13 protein-coding genes, 1 other RNA gene and 3 pseudogenes are annotated in these 18,538 nt (G+C 58.8%); 4 read left to right on the forward strand and 13 right to left on the reverse strand.

What is annotated here, in order from left to right; genetic code table 11:
* Nucleotides 1-121 precede the first annotated feature (121 nt).
* Complete coding sequence (locus RS887_RS13335) at nucleotides 122-1,561, reverse strand: ArnT family glycosyltransferase (RefSeq protein WP_322615743.1); 1,440 nt, start codon at nucleotides 1,559-1,561, stop codon at nucleotides 122-124.
* A 218-nt stretch (nucleotides 1,562-1,779) separates the two neighbouring features.
* Between RS887_RS13335 and RS887_RS13340 the strand changes: the two genes are divergently transcribed.
* Entirely contained in the window at nucleotides 1,780-2,775 is a 996-nt protein-coding gene (locus RS887_RS13340) for a metallophosphoesterase (RefSeq protein ID WP_322615744.1), read from the forward strand.
* 189 nt (nucleotides 2,776-2,964) lie between these two features.
* Here the strand turns inward: RS887_RS13340 and RS887_RS13345 are convergent.
* Nucleotides 2,965-4,370, reverse strand: a pseudogene (locus RS887_RS13345) (DUF2252 domain-containing protein).
* A 142-nt stretch (nucleotides 4,371-4,512) separates the two neighbouring features.
* Here RS887_RS13345 and RS887_RS13350 point away from each other — a divergent pair.
* From RS887_RS13350 to RS887_RS13360, 3 genes and pseudogenes are all read left to right on the forward strand, one after another.
* The gene (locus tag RS887_RS13350) at nucleotides 4,513-5,433 is read left to right on the forward strand and encodes a YeeE/YedE thiosulfate transporter family protein (RefSeq protein ID WP_322615745.1); all 921 of its coding nucleotides are present in this window, start codon (nucleotides 4,513-4,515) and stop codon (nucleotides 5,431-5,433) included.
* A gap of 47 nt (nucleotides 5,434-5,480) precedes the next feature.
* Entirely contained in the window at nucleotides 5,481-5,732 is a 252-nt protein-coding gene (locus RS887_RS13355) for a helix-turn-helix domain-containing protein (RefSeq protein ID WP_322615746.1), read from the forward strand.
* Nucleotides 5,729-6,010, forward strand: a pseudogene (locus tag RS887_RS13360) (HipA N-terminal domain-containing protein); the annotation flags it as partial. The gene RS887_RS13355 and the pseudogene RS887_RS13360, both read left to right, overlap by 4 nt.
* Before the next feature lie 170 nt (nucleotides 6,011-6,180).
* Here the strand turns inward: RS887_RS13360 and istB are convergent.
* The 11 genes and pseudogenes from istB to RS887_RS13415 form a co-directional block, all read right to left on the reverse strand.
* The gene (istB, locus tag RS887_RS13365) at nucleotides 6,181-6,984 is read right to left on the reverse strand and encodes an IS21-like element ISPsy20 family helper ATPase IstB (protein ID WP_322615747.1); all 804 of its coding nucleotides are present in this window, start codon (nucleotides 6,982-6,984) and stop codon (nucleotides 6,181-6,183) included.
* Nucleotides 6,977-8,476, reverse strand: a complete 1,500-nt coding sequence (gene istA / locus RS887_RS13370) for an IS21 family transposase (RefSeq protein WP_322615748.1) — start codon at nucleotides 8,474-8,476, stop codon at nucleotides 6,977-6,979. Before istA ends, istB begins: the two co-directional genes overlap by 8 nt.
* Nucleotides 8,477-8,593: 117 nt before the next feature.
* A pseudogene (locus RS887_RS13375) lies at nucleotides 8,594-8,728 on the reverse strand (integrase); the annotation flags it as partial.
* Between the two features lie 947 nt (nucleotides 8,729-9,675).
* Nucleotides 9,676-10,932, reverse strand: a complete 1,257-nt coding sequence (locus RS887_RS13380) for an integrase domain-containing protein (RefSeq protein WP_322615749.1) — start codon at nucleotides 10,930-10,932, stop codon at nucleotides 9,676-9,678.
* A 187-nt stretch (nucleotides 10,933-11,119) separates the two neighbouring features.
* Nucleotides 11,120-11,513, reverse strand: a transfer-messenger RNA (tmRNA) gene (gene ssrA / locus RS887_RS13385).
* Between the two features lie 94 nt (nucleotides 11,514-11,607).
* Nucleotides 11,608-11,886, reverse strand: coding sequence for a hypothetical protein (locus RS887_RS13390; RefSeq protein WP_322615750.1), 279 nt, complete (start codon nucleotides 11,884-11,886; stop codon nucleotides 11,608-11,610).
* Between the two features lie 334 nt (nucleotides 11,887-12,220).
* Nucleotides 12,221-12,496: a hypothetical protein gene (locus RS887_RS13395; protein WP_322615751.1), complete on the reverse strand. Its 276-nt coding sequence runs from the start codon at nucleotides 12,494-12,496 to the stop codon at nucleotides 12,221-12,223.
* A 200-nt stretch (nucleotides 12,497-12,696) separates the two neighbouring features.
* Nucleotides 12,697-15,507 (reverse strand): FAD-binding and (Fe-S)-binding domain-containing protein, encoded by a 2,811-nt coding sequence (locus RS887_RS13400; protein WP_322615752.1) that lies wholly within the window; start codon nucleotides 15,505-15,507, stop codon nucleotides 12,697-12,699.
* Entirely contained in the window at nucleotides 15,504-16,175 is a 672-nt protein-coding gene (locus RS887_RS13405) for a lactate utilization protein (RefSeq protein WP_322615753.1), read from the reverse strand. The genes RS887_RS13400 and RS887_RS13405 overlap by 4 nt, the downstream gene beginning before the upstream one ends.
* Entirely contained in the window at nucleotides 16,175-17,629 is a 1,455-nt protein-coding gene (locus RS887_RS13410; RefSeq protein ID WP_322615754.1) for a LutB/LldF family L-lactate oxidation iron-sulfur protein, read from the reverse strand. The genes RS887_RS13405 and RS887_RS13410 overlap by 1 nt, the downstream gene beginning before the upstream one ends.
* Entirely contained in the window at nucleotides 17,626-18,450 is an 825-nt protein-coding gene (locus RS887_RS13415; protein WP_085718623.1) for a (Fe-S)-binding protein, read from the reverse strand. Before RS887_RS13415 ends, RS887_RS13410 begins: the two co-directional genes overlap by 4 nt.
* Nucleotides 18,451-18,538: the final 88 nt, after the last annotated feature.

Consider the following 18,538-nt stretch of genomic DNA (forward strand, 5'->3'; position numbering starts at 1 on the left):
GCAACCCGAAAGGGCTGCGGGTTTTTTATTGCCTGAGGAAATGTCAGTGAGTCATGGGTTGGGCGCAGCAAAGATCCACTTGTAGGAGCGAGCTTGCTCGCTCCTACAAGTGGCGGGTGCCTCACTGCGCAACGAAGTAGTAGGCCTGACGCCCCACCATCATTGTCTTGAGCACTTTCAACGGTGCAGCAGGCTCAGTGTCGCCGGAGAGCACCGCGACATGATCGGGTGATGCCCCCAGAAACTCATGCAACTGCGCCTCGGTATCGAGCCCTTTGAGCACGCTGCGGGTATAGAACACGCTGGCGCCGCCCAATCGTTCAGTGGCCTGGTACAGGGCAACTTGTTGCCCATTGGCCTGCATCGACTGGATCTGCTCGGTCAGCGGCAAGAAGGACAACTTCCGGTCGGCATGGGGCATCGCCCATTGTGCCGCGGCGAAGTAGCCGCAAATGACCACGGCCAGGGTGCCAGCAGCCAGAGCGTTACGATACCCGGCCACGCGACCGATCCAGGTCGGGGAACCTTCACGGGACTTCAAGCGCTCGAGCAGCACGCTCGCGTACTCGGCAGCGATCACCGCTGCTGCGGGCGTCAGCGACATCAGGTACACCGTACGTTTGCTCGACGCCAGCGTCAGCATCACAAATTGCGCCAGCAACCACAGGGTGAAGAACAGCAAGTAACGGTTAGCCACCAGGCTTTTACGAAAATGCCACAGGCCCAGGTACACCAGAATATTCCAGGGCAGGAAGGCCTGGGGCAGTTTGGCCAGGTAGTAACAGTACGGCTCGTGGTGCCCCGCTTCGACGAAGGAACCGCTGAAGCGACCGACGCTGTTGGTCAACAGCACCTCGGTCACGGCATGGGCACTGCCGCGCTGGTACAGCATCGCGAGCCAGATCATCAGCGGTACCAGCCCCAGCAGTGTCAGCAGGCCTGGTCGCAGCCAGCCCGCGACGTTCAGGCGCTTGTCCATCAGGCTGGTGGCCAGCAGGTACGCGAAGATCACCACACCCGGCATGGCCAGGCCCAGCACGCCCTTGCTTAAGGTCGCGATGGTGATCCCCGCCACAAATAGCAATCCATTGCCGATGCCTGTTTGTCGTTGTCCTGCAAGGAACGCCAGCAGCGCTGTGCTCACCCCGAGGGCGAGCAACGCATCTTCACCGACACCGCGCACGTTGCTCCAGTAGCTGGCCATGGTCGCCAGCAGAATCGCCGCTGTCCATGCGACAGTAACGGGCCGGCCGAGCCGGCGCAGCATGGCGTACAGCAGCATCACACTGAACAGCCCGGCGAATGCAGATGTCAGGCGAACGGCCCACGGTGTACCGCCAAATGCGCGAATCGCCCCGGCGCCGAGCCACAGGCTCAGGGGCGGTTTTTCCAGAAAGGGTTCGCTGAAAAGTCGCGGCGTTACCCAGTCATTATCCAGGTGCATTTCCATGGCAATTCCGGCGACCCGCGCTTCGGTGGAGCCTTGTAGTTGGTGGTTGCCAAGGGCGAAGAAAAACAGCAGGCAACACAGTGCAAACAGCCGTGGGACAGGGCGAGACATGACTTCTGGCTCCCGGAAAATGAGGGCCGAAAAAAGGCTGAAAAAAAGTATAGGGAACGCTTTCTTAACAAAGCTTGAACAACTGCTGTGATCTATTGGGGGTGAAGGTCGACCTTCATTTCGCCAACCAATCTGACATTCGATGCCCGGTGAGTCCCTGATTGAATCGCACAAATTCCCCCTCGACATTTATAAAACGCCTGGTACTCAGAAGGGGCGTGCTCGGCTCAAGCATTGCCCTCGCACTACTGCTGATCGCGGGTGGCTACTGGCTGCTCACGCCGCCGTCACCCTATGTTCCGCTGAGCGGCCTGGACCCCGCTTCGGTGTCGCTGATTGCCGTGGGCGATCAAGGCAGCGGTGACCTGCAACAGTGGCGAGTGGGGCAAGCCATGGAACGCGTCGCGGCCCGGGAGGGGCGTCTGGACATGGTGGTTTTCCTCGGCGACAACTTCTACGGCAAGCCATTGAACGGGACTCACGATTATCGTTGGGGAACCCGATTCGAGCGTGTCTATTGGGGGCACTGGCTCAGCCATGTGCCGTTTTACGCCGTGCTGGGTAACCACGATTATCCGGTGTCGCAAAAGTACGAGATCGAGTACGGCCAACAGCACCGAGGGTCGGGCCGCTGGCAGATGCCGGCGAATTTCTACGTCAAGGATTTCGGTGACGTCGACGGGCGGCCATTGGTGCGGATGGTGTTCCTCGACACTTCGGCGCCACGTGAACGTCTGCAGCAGCAAATCGACTTGATCGATCAGGCGTATCAGGCATCCGGACCGGCTCCGGTATGGCGAATAGCCGCGTCCCATCATCCGGTGCGCAATCAAGGCGAGCATGGCGAGGAGTCGGACCTGGTCACACGGCTGTTGCCAGTGCTGCAACGCAACCACGTCGATCTGCTTTTGTCGGGTCATGATCACAACCAGCAATTGCTGTTGCGTGCAGGTGAACCCGCGTGGGTGATTTCCGGGGCGGGTGGCCAGAAGCTGGATGTCCTGCAAACGCCAACGCCGAATAGCACCTTTACTGCCTCGCGGGCTGGTTTTGCCAAACTCGACCTGAGTGCCACTCAACTCAAGCTGGGGTATTACAACGACCGAGGTGATCTGGAATCCGGTTATCGCTGGGCCAGAGACTGCCAGTGGATGGCCAAAGGCTGTTTGCTGCCCGAGCAATCGCAAGGGAATGGCGCGCAAGCGGCACAGTGATGGGCGATGTCGGCCGGATAAAATCAGCGGTGGCCGTCAGACAAAATCGCAGGCAAAAAAAAGCCCGCGGGAGGGCGGGCAAACCGTAGTTTCTTGAATGAGCGAGGTCAATGTACAGGCAGGAACGCAATCGTGGGGTGAAGAAAAATTCATTTCGATCAACGCCCCGTACCAGAGCCTGCGATACCGCTACGGCAAATGATCCGCAGCAAAGTCGGCTTCCGACCGTGCACGCAATCGGCCCTTGCGGCAGGCTTGCTGGAACTGCTCGAAATCGCGTTCGTTCTGCTCGGTACAACCCCGGGCATATTTGTAGAGCGCGTCGGCCAGTGCGTCGCTCTTGCCGATGTAGCCGCTGATCACCGCTGCGTGCCCGGACGACTTGGCATGGGCGCGAGCCAGGGCCCGGCCGCAGAGCCGTCCATAGGCCGCGAATGCGTCGCCATCGAAGGTCTCGAGTTCGGCGGAGATTTTCATATCGCGCAATTGCCGCACATAGAAATGCCGCCCGCTGGGACCGGTGGTCCAGCCGAGGAACAAGTCGCTGGCCGATTGCATCAACCGCTGGCCGTCGACCACCCGCTGCCCTTCATGCCGCACGCGGGACTTGACCTTCACGTAGCCGGCGAGCACCGAGCGCCGCGCCTCCTTGAATTGCAGGAACAACGGAAACTCCTGATCGTCGGTCAGCAGTGCCACCAGGCAACGGGTGCCGACACTGCCGACGCCCACCACTTTGAACGCCATGTCCTGAACGTGAAAACGCGACACCAGATCGCGGCGGTCCGCTTGCAGGGTGCCGCGATAGTCGCGCATGAAGGTGTCGTAGAGCGGACGCCAGTCCGAGAGGCGCAACCAGTCATCATCGGCGTCCAGCAGCGTGGTGTTTTTGTGCAGGTGGAAAATCTCCGGCAGGTCATCGCGAATGATCAGACGACCATGAGCGTCGCGTTCGCTGATTTTTGGCAGCAGTTCGGCATGGGTGCGACGCTCGGCTTTTTGATGGCGCGTTGCACATGTTCCAGGGTGCTTTTGTTGGCCTGTGACAGCAGGTCGTCATAGCTGATGGATTCGTACCAGGTTTCCAGCGAACTTTGTTCGGCGCATTCGAGCATGGTTTTCTGATAGGCGCCCACGACCTGATGGCAAACCGTCTCTTCAACCGTTTCCCCATGACGCAGATCGTGAGCCGCCACCAGGAAACTCGCCACCAGACGTTTCAAGTCCCACTCCCACGGTCCGGGATGGGCTTCGTCGAAGTCGTTGACGCTGAACAACAGGTTGCGTTCAGGCGTTGCGAACCCCCCGAAATTCATCAGGTGGCAATCGCCGCAAATCGGCGAAACCAGCCCCATGTTCGAGGTGCCCGCCAGGTCGTGGGCCTGCAGCAGCGCATTGCCGCGATAGAAGGTGAACGGTGACACCAGCATGCGCCCGTAGCGCAATTCCACCAGCGATTTGACGCGTCCTTCACTCGACGCCTTGATCAGCGGTATCGGGTCGCGGGCGACATTGCCCAGGGAGGCTTGCGAACTGCGCGAGCACTTCTTGCGCGCATCCTTGCCTTGCTTCAAACGGTCGGTGAGGGTGGTCATGGGGGCCTATTCGACAGGTGTTGTAGGGCGTTTGCGAATGGAGTGTAGAAGGGCTTTGCGGGTTCATCCGAAGTGTTTGCCCAGCGACTAATCTGTCTGTCAGGCATCGACCCGATGCGACCACCCGGAAACAAGGAGGCCTGTGTATTCACTGCTCATTTCGCTGTTGCTGGCGTTCCTCATCGGCTGGGTGTCTCAGCGCATGGGCATGTGCCTGGTCAATGCCATGGGGCTGCTGCTCAAACGCCGGCCAACCCTGTTCGTGTCGCTGGTCAGTTGCGGTTTGTTCGGTCTTTTACTCGCGCCGGTCTATGCCTTGTCTGGCGTCAGTCAGCCGCTGTTCATCCCCGAGGTTGGCTATCTGTCACTGGTCGGTGGCGGAGTGCTGTTCGGCCTTGCCTCGGTGCTCAACGACGGATGCAGCGTCGGTACTCTCACCAAGCTCGCCAGCGGCAACCTCAACAAGGCCTTCACCATCCTCGGCTGGGTGCTGGGGATCGTGCTGTGGCATCACCTGAACATGCTGACCGAACACCGGGCACTGCAAATGCCGATGATCACTGGCCGTCATTACTGGCTGGTCATCGGCATCGTGCTGCTGATTCTGCTGTTCCTGATCCGGATTCACGGCGACAAACACCTGGTGCTGTCGAGCCTGTTGCTGGGCGCCCTGACCAGTGCCCTCTACACCTTCGAACCGCTGTGGACGCCCAGCGTGTTCTTCTACGATCTTTCGCAAATGTTCCGGGGCCCGGGCGACACATCATTGACCACCCCGCGTGTGGCGGTGTTCGCCATGCTGATGCTGGGCATGCTCTGTTACACCTTGCATCGCCGCACGCTCAACTATCAGCGGCTCGCAATGATGACCGCGGGCAGGCATCTGCTCGCGGGCGTGTTGATGGGGACCGGTGCATCGATGATGTTGGGCGGCAATGACTCGCAGATTCTGTTGGTGTTTCCGACGCTGACCTGGGTGGGGGCGGTGCCGTTGGTGTCGATTGTGTTGGGGATCCTGGTGGGGGTTGGGGTGAGGCGGGTGATTAAGGCATATTCGCAATAATGTTCTGTATACGATACATTTAATAATAAATGTCACGGTAGCTGAACATGGAATACGCCCTGCTGATATCTCGACTCGGTAGCCAAATACGTGAAACGCGTATCAGGCGCGGTCTGACACAAGCTCGACTTGCTGAGCTTGCCGGTTTGACGCGGCAGAAAGTCATTGCTGTCGAGAAGGGTGCCGATACTGTTGCCATGAACGCATATGCAAGAGTCCTGAGCGCTTTGGACTGCGAGCTCACCGTTATACCGGCGGCCATGCCGATCCTTGAAGAGCTCGGGGAGTTGTTCGAATGAAAATGACCTCCCTTAAAGTCAGTACCCCAGAGGGCCATAGCGGTCGAGTCATCACCAGCGGCGATGATTATATTTTCCGCTATCAAGAAGACGCATTGCCCAACGCGGCCATCAGTCTGTCGATGCCAGTGCGTGCTGACGAGTTTCGTCGACGGGATCTGCATCCTGTATTCCAGATGAATCTTCCCGAAGGCTATATGTTGGAGCAGTTGCGTAATCGCCTGGCGAAAACCGTAAACGTCGATCCAATGTTGTTGCTTGCTCTTTCTGGGAGCAGTTTGTCGGCGCTGATTGAAAACTGACCCACCCTGCCGATTGAAAAATGACCCAGGACGGATTGCTGATTTTTGCCCCAGCAATTGTGGATAAGCTTAGCAGTAGTGTTCTGGTTGACGATGCATCCAGCCCCACCGCATGTAGGCATGCAGCAGGGCGTTTATGAAGCGGATCAAAACGGCTCATCGTCCTCGATACTCTCTTCATCCTTGCGCTTTCGTTCTCGTGATTTGATCTTTGTCTGGTCTGCCAAGGTGCTGTGTTGAAGGCGGTAAGACTCGTTGCCCGTTTCGACGATGTGGCAGTGGTGTGTCAGCCGATCCAGCAACGCTGTAGTCATCTTGGCGTCGCCAAACACACTCGACCATTCCGAGAAGCTGAGGTTGGTAGTGATGACCACGCTGGTGTGCTCGTACAGCTTGGACAGCAGGTGAAATAACAGGGCTCCACCGCTTTGGCTAAAGGGCAAATATCCCAGCTCATCAAGTATCACCAGATCTGTGCGAAGCAGTCCCTGGGCGATTCGCCCTGCCTTGCCATCGTACTTTTCACGCTCCAGCAGGTTCACCAGATCCACCGTAGAAAAGAAGCGCACTCGTTTGTTATGGGCCGTGATTCCGGATACAGCCAGGGCACTGGCCAGGTGTGTTTTTCCGGTTCCCGGCCCACCGATGAACACAACATTCTGCGCGGTTTCAGTGAACGCCAAGCTAGATAGATCGCTGACCAGCCGGGCATCAGCGCTGGAAACGCTGAAGTCAAAGCCCGCCAAATCACGGTGCATGGGGAGTTTTGCCATGTTCATCTGGTGGTTCACCGAGCGCACCGCGCGATCCGCCTGTTCCTGTTGAAGCAGATGCTCCAGCAGCCATTTCGATGAAGCCGTTGAGGCTGTTCCTTGAGAGACCAGTTCTTCCCAAGCACTGGCCATACCGTGCAAGCGCAGCTCTTTGAGTTCTGTCATTAAGTCACGCATTGCGGTTCTCCTCATCGGTCGTACGGAGCCGGTCGTAGCGAGCCGTATTGGCAACAGGTGCCACCTTGAGTTGCAGGCTGGTTTCTACGCAGGGAGGTGGTGCAGTGGAGGTCAGCCGGGCGAGGACATTGAGGATGTGATCGGCGCTCAGACTGCCCGACTCAAGTACCAGCTCCACCGCCACCAGCACCGGTTCTAGACCGGCGATAGGCACAGCAGCCAGTACCTGCATCATGATTCGATCACCGTTGGCGTGACGCCTCAGTGCCCGTTTGAGAAGCAGTAACGGCTTCGGTAGATCGGCAAATGGCGCGCCATTACGCAGTGCACCAGGCTTGCGTTCGATAAGCGGGATGTAATGCTGCCAGTCAAAACTGACCTGATCTCGATCAAAGAGGCGCTCGTGACTAGCGATCACCGTTTCATCGGCGATGACCACGATTCGCGAAGGATACAGACGGCTGCTGACCCACTGGCCGACTCGCTCACATGGCACTGAATAGCGATTTCGCGCCACGCTGATCAGGCAGGTGCTGGAGACCCGCACGGTACGTTCGACGTAGCCATCAAACGCTGTCGGCATCGGCATCATTTCAACCCGCTCCAGCTCCAAGACCTCGGCCACCGTCAGCCCGCTGTACTGCGGATGCACCAGCTCGCTCCAGAGCGACCGGCAGCGTTGACCGAGCCAGATATTCAGCTCTTCGAAGGTGTGAAACATGCAATCTTGAGCGTCGATCCAGATGCGCCGTCGGCTGTCTTGGACGTTCTTTTCGACGATGCCTTTTTCCCAACCCGAGGCGACGTTGCAGAAGTCCGGATCGAACAGGTAGTGCGCGCACATTACGGAAAACCTGGCATTGACCGTACGGCCTTTGCCTTTGTTGACCTTGTCGACAGCCGTTTTCATGTTGTCGTAGATGCCGCGACGTGGCACGCCACCCAACGCTCCAAACGAACGGGTATGGGCATCAAACAGCATCTCGTGCCCTTGGCTGGGATAGGCAACCAACCAGAATGCGCGACTGGCGCAGAGCTTCATGTGAGAGACCTGGATGCGTCGAAACAGGCCGCCGATCAGCAGACCTTCTTCGCTCCAGTCAAATTGAAAAGCCTCACCCAAGGCAAAAGTCAGCGGTACAAAAGCGCGTAAAGACTTGCCTTGCTCGCCTCGCCAAGAGCGCACGAACGCCGTGAGCTGGCTGTAGCCGCCGTCATAACCCTCGGCCTTGATCTGTTCGAAAAGTGCTTTGGCGCTTCTGCGGTTGTGCTTTGCCCGGAACGAATCGGCTTTCAGCGCCTGTTCTAGCGTGTCGTGGAATGGGCTGAGTTTGTTGAAGATTGCGCACCGCTGGTACGCCGGTTGAGTGGCTTCGGGTGCTCTGACCCATTTTCGGATGGTGTTTCTCGACAGCCCGGTACGCTTGGCTATCTGATGCAGCGAGAGCTTGTCGCGGAAGTACATCCGCCGGATTTTTCCCAACATTTCCATGCTGATCACCCTGTGTTCTCCTGCTCGAAAAGTGAGCAGAAGCAGTTGAACACCTGGGTCAGTTTTCAGTCGGCAGAACAGCCTCTACTGGGTCAGTTTTCGGTCAGCGGCAACATGCCAACGATCACAGTGCGCTTTGACCGTGCTGTAATGGCCGCCGCCGAACATGTCCTTCAGCGCCTGCGGCCCTGCGTAGCTCAGTTGCCTGCCGTACCCAAAATTACGACCTTCGCGTCTACCCACCAATGCCATATTGGTCACCTCATCTTCTGCTCTCCAGTCCTCGCCCCACGTCATCCCGCCAAGAATGCTGAGTGTTATCAGGGATCAAGGCCCCTGCGACCTGTGAGGGTGTCCACTGACGCGGGACTGGCGGCTCCTTACGACCGGGAGCAAGGGCATCTCATGATCTGGCCTCCTGAGCACCGTTACCGGTGGGCGGGTGGAGGCTGCATTGGCTGACGAGACCAGTGCCGCGAGATCCTGAGCCGGGTGAACACAGCGATGCGATGACTGGGGCATGCCTGACTGTCAGTCAGGTGCAGTCCATTCCGTGGTCTGCGGCACCATCATCTACAGCGCTGTTGCTGGTGACATCGGCATTTGTCACGCCGATTGTCACGAGGGGAACTGCCGCAAAGCCATGTGCGATGAGGGCTACAGCAGTGGTAGAAGTGCCCGTCTCTTTCCAGAAGAAAGAGACGGGCACAGGTTGGCGCAAAATTCGGCCAAGCGGATAGGTTGCTGCAGGGCAGCACAGTACGGTGTAGCTGGCGCACGAGGGCCATGAGATTAGAGAGCATCCATCACCGGGGAGGTGACCGGGCGAGCTGCCGGATGCAAATCGCCCTTGGGGAGAACCACCGCGGGAGCGGCGTGACCTTGAAGGTTCGGGCCACCTGGGGTGCTGTCATCGACAGCGCTTGCACGGCCAGTTCTACGCTTGTGGATAAACCCGGTCAAGGGTCGAGATCCAGCGCTATTGAGGACGTGACATGCGGTTATCCACCGGTGGAATTCCGTGGTAAACCCCGGACAACGTCGTGGCTTTTAGCTTTTCAAAGTAAGGTCCATCCAAACAGGGCGGCTTTGCAGCCCTGTTTGGATGGACCCGCGCTGACAAGCGGGTAAGCGAGGCTGCTTGCCGCGAATCTTGAACGTTCAGTTGTTGTTGCTGCCGTTATTGCGCCTGTACAGCGCTAGCGGATCGGTACCACGTTCTTGTCTCTGACTTGGCCGTATGCTGAGGCAAGCAGGCTGCCGGTGGCGGCCTTTTGGATGTACTCGCTCCACCAGGCCATCATCGGGCGTCGGCGCTCAATGTAGTCGGCTCGGTTGTAGGCGCTCCGCACCTCATCCTTGTCGACATGCGCCAGTGCAACCTCAATCAGCTCCGGGTCCCAGCCATGCTCATTTAAGATGGTGCTGGCCATCGAGCGCATGCCGTGGCTGACCAACCGATCCTGGAACCCCATGCGTTTCAACGCCATGTTGGCGGTTTGGCTATTGGCGTGGGTACGTGGATTTCTGTCTGCCGGGAAGACGTATTCGCGATGGCCGCTGTGGGTCTTCAGTGACTCCAACAGTGCTACAGCGTGATCACTCAACGGGATGCTGTGAGGGCGGCGCTTTTTCATCCGCTCCGGTGGGATAGTCCAGACACGCCTTTCAAAGTCGATGTCTGCCCAGCGAGTAGTCGCCGCCTCTGCAGGACGAGTCATGGTGTGCAACTGCCATTCGATCAGGCAACGGGTCGTGCGTTTGATACTGGCGTTCGCGATCTCCAGCATGAGCTCGGGTAGCTCTTCGGGCGGAAGCGCGGCCATGTTTTCTTTCTTGGGCTTCTTGAAGACTGCCCTGATGCCGCTGAGAGGGTTGGCGAAGATCAGGCCGGAGTTGACGCCGTAGGTCATGATCTCGTTCAGCCGCTGGCTAAGTCGCTTGACCGTCTCCAGGCTACCTTTCGCTTCGATTGGACGAAGCAATCCGATCACCATCGGCGCGGTGATTTTCACGAGTGGTGTCGTCTTCAAGTCCGGGAGCACATGCAGCGTGAGCGACCGCCAGATGTCCTCGGCGTAGGCCGGGGTGACCGAGTCTTTCTTAAGCTCGAACCAGGCGGTGGCCACGTTCTCGAAGGTGTGTTCCGTTTCTGCGCGCTTGGCCTCACTCAGCGCATCGCGCTGCACCTTCGGATCGATGCCTTGGGCGAGCAGCTCGCGTGCTTCGACCGCCATCTTTCGGGCGTTCGCCAGTGACAGTTCGGGGTAGGTGCCCAAGCCCATGTTGATGCGGTTCTTGGTCACCGGTTCACGGTAATTGAAATTCCACAGCAGAGAGCCATTGCTGCGTACGCGGAGCTGCAAACCGTCACCGTCAGTGAGGACGTAATCCTTGGACGCGGGTTTGACTCCCTTGAGCTGTCGATCGGAGAGGCGGAGGTTTTGAGCAGGCATGAGATTGTCCTCAGGCGCTGATTCGGTATTCCAAAGATTAGCACCGGATGGACTGGAATACCGTTTGGAATACCCGAAGAGCTGGAACTCAAAAAATCTCAGAAGATCGCAAAAGCGCTGGAGGCCGCGTATTTACTGGATCGCAGGCACAAAAAAAGACGTCCGTGGACGTCTTTGATTGATCATTTGGTGGAGCCGGGGGGATTTGAACCCCCGTCCGCCAGTACTCCGCTGTCGGTACTACATGCGTAGCCGTGTCTATTAAGTTAACCCTCAGCGACCCGACGGGCAGGGTGCTTTGGGCGAGTTGTGTAAGTTTTAGCCGCTTCGTCCACAACGTACTGCACGGCGATTCTGTTCTATATGACAATCACTTTGGGTTTACAGACATCCCCTGATGATTGCTGGACCCGAAGGTACCAGGAGGGAAGGGCTAAGGCTGCTTACGCAGCGAGAGCGTATTCCCCGTAGGTTTCGTCATTGGCAACTATAGGAAGTTGCAACAGTGGATTTACGAGTTCTGTTACCAACTCGGCATGCACCTAAAGTTTCGCAACCGGCGTCGAATCCAAAACGGCCCCGAGCCTGATGCTCTTTGAATCAAGTGAGCAGCAGGCACGCACAGTGTACGTCAATGCGACCCGGAAGGCCAACCCGAAGGTTGACCACCACAAATTATGGGTTGGGCTCGTTGCTCTGTTTGTCTGCGAGTGCCAATGCCTGGGTGGCCTCGGTGACACATTTTTTGTCGTCTCCGGAGGCTTGTGAGGCTTCGGCGCTGGACATCAGTCTTTTGATCTCCATTGTGGTGTTTGCGGAGGTCGCCGGCAGCGCATTCACTTTGCCTTTGAGCTCTTGCAGCTTGCTCCTGCAAAGGTTGTTGTCCGCAGCAAATACGGGAGAGGCCAACATTGCAGCGGAAATGAACAGACAAGCGAGTGCGGTACGTTTCATGGATATCTCCTGGAAGGGATGGTCTCGGTGCTGACGTGTGAGCGGGCGGTCAGGCCGAGCCCGAAAAACAGCCACGATTGATGGGGTCTACCTAAAAGACTACGAAGCAACGCAAGAATTCGGTTTTTTCAGAAAACGTGTCGAGCTTTTTCCAGGGATGCGCACGGTCACATATTTCCGGACTCCAGATGCACAAAACCCGCAACTGGCGGGTTTTGGTTTGCTTCGTATCGGACGCAACCGGGCTTTGAACTCCCGGCTGCCAGTACTCCGTTGTTGATGTACGCCAACAAGGCCCGGAAGGCCAGCCCGAAGGCTGGCCCCGAGCTGAGCGTTACTTCCCGCCTTTGCTCGCGTTCTTGAGGTCCTGGATGGTTTGGTTGGTCTCGGCGACGCAATCATCAGTACCTTGTTTGGTGCCTTTTGCATGGTCGGCTTTGGCTTTCTCGACAGAGTCCGCTACTTGCTCAGCCATTTCGGGAGGAATCTGTGCCTTTGCGTTTTCGATGGTTTGCAGATTGACCGCGCATTGATCTTTTTCGGCGGCAAACGAGGGGGAGGCCAGCATTGAGGCAGTAACGAACAGACCAAACAGTACAGAACGTTTCATGAGTATCTCCTTGAACTGAGTGGCCAGGCATCGCTGACCATCAGGACGGGCTGCCGAGTGTAGGAAAGGTCCCACGTTTGCAGGACTTGATCTGTGGACTGCGGCGGCACGTCAGGGTCCTATTTTTTTGCTGTAATGCTGTCGGTTCTGGCAGCAAGCACTAAAAAAGGCGCATGAATGCGCCTTCTGTGAGGTTCTGCTCAGGTCGCCCTAGCCAGGGTAACGCGGTCCACCAGATAGACTAGACCGTGGTAATCAATGCCGCCATGTTGCGTCAGGCCAATCTCGCAAGTGCGACTGGTGGAAATCCCCTCGCTGCATTGCTGTCCCGCGTCCTTGAGCGTGCGCAGCGCATGGGCGTTCAACTGCGGCGTGGTGAAGCCCTTGTCGCCAGCGAAGCCACAGCAGTGAATACCTTCGGGAATGACCACGTTTTTGCTGCACTTGCGCGCCAGGTCGATCAGCGCCTGGCTTTCCCCCAGGTGTTGGGTGCTGCAGGTCACGTGCACAGCGATCGGTGCCTCCTGAGGCGTGAACTCCAGGCGATCCATCAGGTGCGTGCGGATGAAGCGCACCGGGTCGTACAAGTCCAGGCGGGCTTCGCCCAGGTCCTGAACCAGGCGCAGGGTGCACGGGCTGGTGTCGCAGTAGATCGGGTCGAGCCCGCCGCGGCTGGCGTGAAGCAAAGCGCCAATCAGTTCCTGGCGTTTGTGTTCGGCTTGCTCGGCGTAGCCTTTGGACGCGAACGGCTGGCCGCAGCACAGGCTGTCCAGGTTGTCCGGGAAAACCACTTGATAACCGGCCTTTTCCAGCAGGCCGCGGGTCTTGTCGTACAGCGACATTTGTTCCTTGTCGCCCGCCGCCGGCCCCATAGCCCTTGATACGCACGCGGCCAGGTACACCACCCGCGGACGCTCATCGGTGACCGCCGGGCTGAAGCGAATCGGCCGTTCAGGCTGGGGCATGGCATTGGTCCACTGCGGGATTTGCCCTTTGGACAGTTTGCTCAGGGTTGCGGAAAGCTTTGCCAGTCGCGGCGCTCCCAGCAACAGGCGCGCACCATTGGCGACGTGCAGGGTGAAACGCGCCCCTTGCAGTGCCGTGGCGAAATGCCCTTCAAGCCAGTTGGCGGTTTTCGTATGCGTTGCCTTACGGCTGCGCAGCTTTTTCACCAGTTCGCCGGTATTGATGCCGACCGGGCAGCGTTGCGCGCAGAGGCCGGTGGCGGCGCAGGTGTCGATGCCCTGGTATTCGTACGCAGCTTCGAGTTCGGCGGTATCGATGCCGGCGCGTTTTCTCGCCTGAATGTCACGCCAGATCACGATGCGTTGGCGCGGGCTCAAGGTCAGGCCTTTCGACGGGCAGACCGGTTCGCAGAAGCCGCATTCGATGCACTTGTCCACAATCTCGTCGGCGGCCGGCAATGGCTTGAGGTGCTTGAGGTGGATCTGTGGGTCTTCGCTGAGCACCACGTCCGGATTGAGAATGCCGTTGGGGTCGAGCAGACGCTTGAGTTGCCACATCAACTGGTAGGCATCGCTGCCCCATTCCAGCTCGACGAACGGCGCCATGTTGCGCCCGGTGCCGTGTTCGGCTTTCAGCGAGCCGCCGAACTCCACTGCCACCAGTTGTGCCACGTCGTCCATGAACGCCTGATAGCGTGCGACTTCTTGTGCGTTGTTGAAGCCTTGGGTGAAGACGAAGTGCAGATTGCCTTCCAGTGCGTGTCCGAAAAGGATCGCTTCGTCGTAGTGATGTTTGTCGAACAGCTCGATCAGGCGGTTTACGCCGATGGCCAGTTGTTCGACCGGGAAGGTGACGTCTTCGATGATCACCGTGGTGCCGGTCTTGCGCACGGCGCCGACGGCAGGGAAGGTGTCTTTGCGGATGGCCCAGAGGCGGGCGTTTTCCTGCGGGTCTTCAGTGAAGTCGACCTGCTTTTCCACCGGGAACGCCTGCAGCGACGCCATGATCTGCGCCAGTTGTTCGTGCAGCAAGGTGGTCGAAGCGGCGCGGGACTCGATCAGCAAGGCGCAGGCATTGTTCGACAGATGCTGTACGAAAGGCGGCATGCCGGGTTTGTCCTGCACTGAACGCAGGCTGCGTCGGTCCAGCAGTTCCACGGCCGATACCGGTTGGCTTTTCAATACGGTGACTGCGTTGCAGCAGGTCTCGACATCGGGGAACACAATCAGGGCCGAGGCCTTGTTCGGGTGGTCGATCACCGTGTCGTAGGTCACCGCACTGATGAACCCGAGCGTGCCCTCGGAGCCCACCAGCAAGTGGCTCAAGATATCCACAGGCTCGTCGAAATCCACCAGGGCATTGAGCGACAGGCCGGTGGTATTTTTCAGACGGTATTTATGGCGGATTCTCGCAGCCAACCCAGCGTTGGCGCGGGTCTCGCGCCCCAGCGTCGCCAGGCGCTCCAGCAGGGCGGCATGGCTTTGACGAAACGCCGCGACGCTGGCGGCATCTTCAGTATCGAGACGGCTGCCATCGGCCAGCACCAGACGAATGCCGGCCAGGGTGTGATAGGTGTTTTGCGCCGTGCCGCAGCACATGCCGCTGGCATTGTTGGCGACGATGCCGCCGATTTTGCAGGCATTGATCGAGGCCGGGTCCGGGCCGATCTTGCGTCCGAATGGCGCCAGCCAGGCGTTGGCCTGGGCACCGATCACGCCGGGTTGCAGGCGAATTTGCGCGCCTTGGCCGCGGATCTCGCGACTGTTCCAGTTATCCCCCAGCATGATCAGCACCGAATCGCTGATCGCCTGACCGGACAAGCTGGTACCGGCGGCGCGGAAGGTCACCGGCACCCGGTCGCGTTGAGCCAGTTGCAGCAGCGCCACCACTTCGTCTTCGGACTCGACGCGGATCACCAGCTGCGGAATCAAACGATAGAAACTGGCATCGGTGCCGAAGGCCAAGGTCGACAGCGGGTCGTCGAAACGTCGCTCTTGAGGAATCAGTTGCTGTACATCACGCAGGAAAGCGGCCGGTAGACTCATTGGTCCTCCAGGATCAACACCACCAGGTCTTTCGGACCGTGGGCGCCGTACGCCAGCACTTGCTCGATGTCGGCGGTTTTCGACGGGCCGGACACCAGCAGCGCATTGGTCGGCATGCCCTGTGCCCATTCGAACTCCTGCTGCACCTGATAGAAGTTGTCGCGGATTTCGCTGGCCTTGAGCAGGGCGAAATGCACCGGTGGCGCGAGGCTCATCAAGCGCGGTTCTTCCCGGGTCGGCCAGAGAATCAGGCTGCCGGTTGCCGCGATGGCGCCGAGGGTGCCGGTCAGGCTCGCCGGAGTGTCGTTGAACAGCTCGGCCTTCCATTCCTCAACCGGGCGGTCGTAGGCCTTGAGCGTTGGCAGGCCCGGATTTTTCGCCCAGTGCTGTGTGATCCGTTGACCGTGGGGCGTGGTCGGTGCGATCAGCAGGCTCGGCAACTGGCGGTCCCGCAGCAATTGCGCGAGTAGCGTTGGCCACTTCTCGCCGGACGTCAGATGGATTTCCGTGTGCACCGCTTCCATCAGTTTGCGCAATTGCGCAATGCGTTGCTCAGGCGCGTAGGTGTAAGGCTGAGTCACCAGATCGACATCAAAGTTGTCAGCCACCGGCGTGGTGTCTGTCAGACTTTTACGCAGTTTGGCGAGGATATTTTGCTTGGCGCTCATCAGCGGTCTCCCTGTTTGGCCAGGTGCTCGCGGGCCATGTCATGCAGTGAGCGGGCGGCGGGTTTTGGTGCGCTGTGGTTTTGCGTCCACGGGCCGACATTGCTCGGCGTGAGGGCGCGCAAGCGAGTGGCGAAGAACCCGAACAGGCGATACAGCGTCGGCGAACTGTTGAGCTTCGCCCAGGCGTTCCAGAGGAACCGCTCCTTGCGCGAGTACTTGCTGCCTTGACCTCGCATCACTTGATGGGGGCTGTCCGGGGCCTTGACGTTTTCTTCCCGCAGGCGTCGCAGCAGCGAAGGGATCGGGATTTTTACCGGGCAGACTTCGCCGCAGGCACCGCACAGCGAAGAAGCGCTCGGGTGATCCGGGACTTTCGCCAGGCCGACCATGTGCGGGGTGACGATTTTTCCGATAGGGCCGGGGTAAACCTCTCCATAGGCATGGCCGCCGATTCGGGTATACACCGGGCAATGATTCATACAGGCGCCACAGCGGATGCAGTTCAGGGTCTGGCGCAATTCGCTGTCGGCAAAGGCCTGGCTGCGACCATTGTCGAGCAGTACGAGATGCACTTCCTGCGGACCGTCGAGCTCATGGGCTTTGCGCGGGCCGGAGATCATGTTGACGTAAGTGGTGATCGGGATGCCCAGGGCCGAGCGGGTCAGCAGCGACAGCAGCGGCACCACATCGCGCAGGTTTTCCACGACTTTTTCGATACCGGTGACAGCGATGTGTACCGGCGGCACAGTGGTAGTCATGCGGCCGTTGCCTTCGTTTTCCACCAGCAGCAGGGTGCCGGTTTCGGCCACGGCGAAGTTGACACCGGAGACGCCGATGTCCGCTTCGAAGAATTTCTGCCGCAAGACCTTGCGACCGATCTGAATGAGTTGGTCAACGTCCTTGGTGTATTCCACCCCAAGTTTGTCGTGGAACAAGGACGCGACCTGACCGGCGTTCTTGTGGATCGCCGGCATGATTATGTGTGAAGGCTTCTCGTGGTCGAGCTGGACGATGTACTCGCCCATGTCCGATTCCAGGCATTCAATGCCACGATCAGCAAGGAAATGGTTCATCTCCATTTCTTCGCTGACCATCGATTTGCCCTTGATCACTTGCCGCCCCTCGTGAGCGCGGATGATCGAGAGGACGATGCCATTGGCTTCGTCCACCGTTTCCGCCCAGTGCACTGTCACACCGTTGCGGGTCAGGTTCTGTTCCAGTTGCTCGAGCAAGTCAGGCAACTTGGAGAGTGCACGGGCGCGGATCGCGTTGCCCAGTGCGCGCAAATGTTCTCTTTCATGGGCATCGCTGAAAGCCGCTGCCCGTTTGCTCATCAGTGAATCCATCGCCTTGCGAAAGTTGCCTCGCAATTGCGCGTCACCCAACGCCTTGTGGGCGCGGGTACGGAAATCTTCTTCTACGGCGACCGTAGGAATAATCGTGGAAGTGCTCATCGGGCACCTCCGGTACGCTGCCAGAGGAAACTGGCCAGGTGCTGGCCGCGCAACGCTTCCTGCTGTTTTTCCAGCGAGCCGTTGATGTTCATCAAACAACCGCAATCGGCACTCAACACCTTGTGCGCGCCGGACTCCTTCAACGCCCGGGTCTTGTCAGCCACCATCGCGCCGGAAATGTCTGGCATACGGACGCTGAATGTCCCGCCGAAGCCACAACACTCACTTTCGTGATCGTGATTGACCCGCTCCACATTGCTCAACTGCGACAACAATTCGCGGCCGTGCAGGTGGGTGTTCATTTCACGGCGTGCCGAGCACGAGGTGTGCAGCGCCACTTTTACCGGTTCACCGCTGTCCTTGAGCTGCACCTTGCAGACAAACAACAGGAACTCGGCCAGCTCAAAGGTTCTGGCAGCCAGCGCCTGAACCTGTTTCAACGTCTGCGGCTCGTCCTTGAACAAGTCGGCGTAATGTTCGCGGAGCATGCCCGCGCAGGAACCCGACGGCACCACCACCGGATAGTCGCCAGCGAACAGCGCCAGTTGCGAGCGCGCCACGGTCCGTGCCTGCTCGGTGTAACCCGAGGTGTAGGCCGGTTGGCCGCAGCAGCTTTGCCCTTGCGGGTACTCGACACGAATGCCTTCGCGCTCCAGCAGGTGGATCGCATCCATCCCGGCCTCGGGGTAGAACAGATCGACCACGCAGGTCCCGAACAGGTAAACCCGTGACGGTTTCTCGCTGGGGTATTGCCGAGGCTCGGGCAGTGGCGGGGCGACACGGGTCGCATTCGGCACAGCGTTGTAAAAAAGCTCGCTCATCAGGCGTGTCTCTCGGCCGGTTGTCCGTCCGCTGAGGCTGCTGAATATAGAGCGAGTTGCTTTCAGCAGCCTTACAGACCGGGTTGTG

Origin of the sequence: Pseudomonas sp. BIC9C, from assembly GCF_034541995.1 — a bacterium.
GTDB lineage: Bacteria > Pseudomonadota > Gammaproteobacteria > Pseudomonadales > Pseudomonadaceae > Aquipseudomonas > Aquipseudomonas fluorescens_CC.

What these genes read in the sequence shown, in the direction of transcription:
- RS887_RS13415 (WP_085718623.1), bottom strand. Translation starts at nt 18,450, where the DNA reads ATGAGCGAGCTTTTTTACAACGCTGTGCCGAATGCGACCCGTGTCGCC.
- RS887_RS13390 (WP_322615750.1), bottom strand. Translation starts at nt 11,886, where the DNA reads ATGAAACGTACCGCACTCGCTTGTCTGTTCATTTCCGCTGCAATGTTG.
- RS887_RS13355 (WP_322615746.1), top strand. Translation starts at nt 5,481, where the DNA reads ATGGAATACGCCCTGCTGATATCTCGACTCGGTAGCCAAATACGTGAA.
- RS887_RS13395 (WP_322615751.1), bottom strand. Translation starts at nt 12,496, where the DNA reads ATGAAACGTTCTGTACTGTTTGGTCTGTTCGTTACTGCCTCAATGCTG.
- RS887_RS13400 (WP_322615752.1), bottom strand. Translation starts at nt 15,507, where the DNA reads ATGAGTCTACCGGCCGCTTTCCTGCGTGATGTACAGCAACTGATTCCT.
- RS887_RS13335 (WP_322615743.1), bottom strand. Translation starts at nt 1,561, where the DNA reads ATGTCTCGCCCTGTCCCACGGCTGTTTGCACTGTGTTGCCTGCTGTTT.
- istB (WP_322615747.1), bottom strand. Translation starts at nt 6,984, where the DNA reads ATGCGTGACTTAATGACAGAACTCAAAGAGCTGCGCTTGCACGGTATG.
- istA (WP_322615748.1), bottom strand. Translation starts at nt 8,476, where the DNA reads ATGGAAATGTTGGGAAAAATCCGGCGGATGTACTTCCGCGACAAGCTC.
- RS887_RS13380 (WP_322615749.1), bottom strand. Translation starts at nt 10,932, where the DNA reads ATGCCTGCTCAAAACCTCCGCCTCTCCGATCGACAGCTCAAGGGAGTC.
- RS887_RS13410 (WP_322615754.1), bottom strand. Translation starts at nt 17,629, where the DNA reads ATGAGCACTTCCACGATTATTCCTACGGTCGCCGTAGAAGAAGATTTC.
- RS887_RS13405 (WP_322615753.1), bottom strand. Translation starts at nt 16,175, where the DNA reads ATGAGCGCCAAGCAAAATATCCTCGCCAAACTGCGTAAAAGTCTGACA.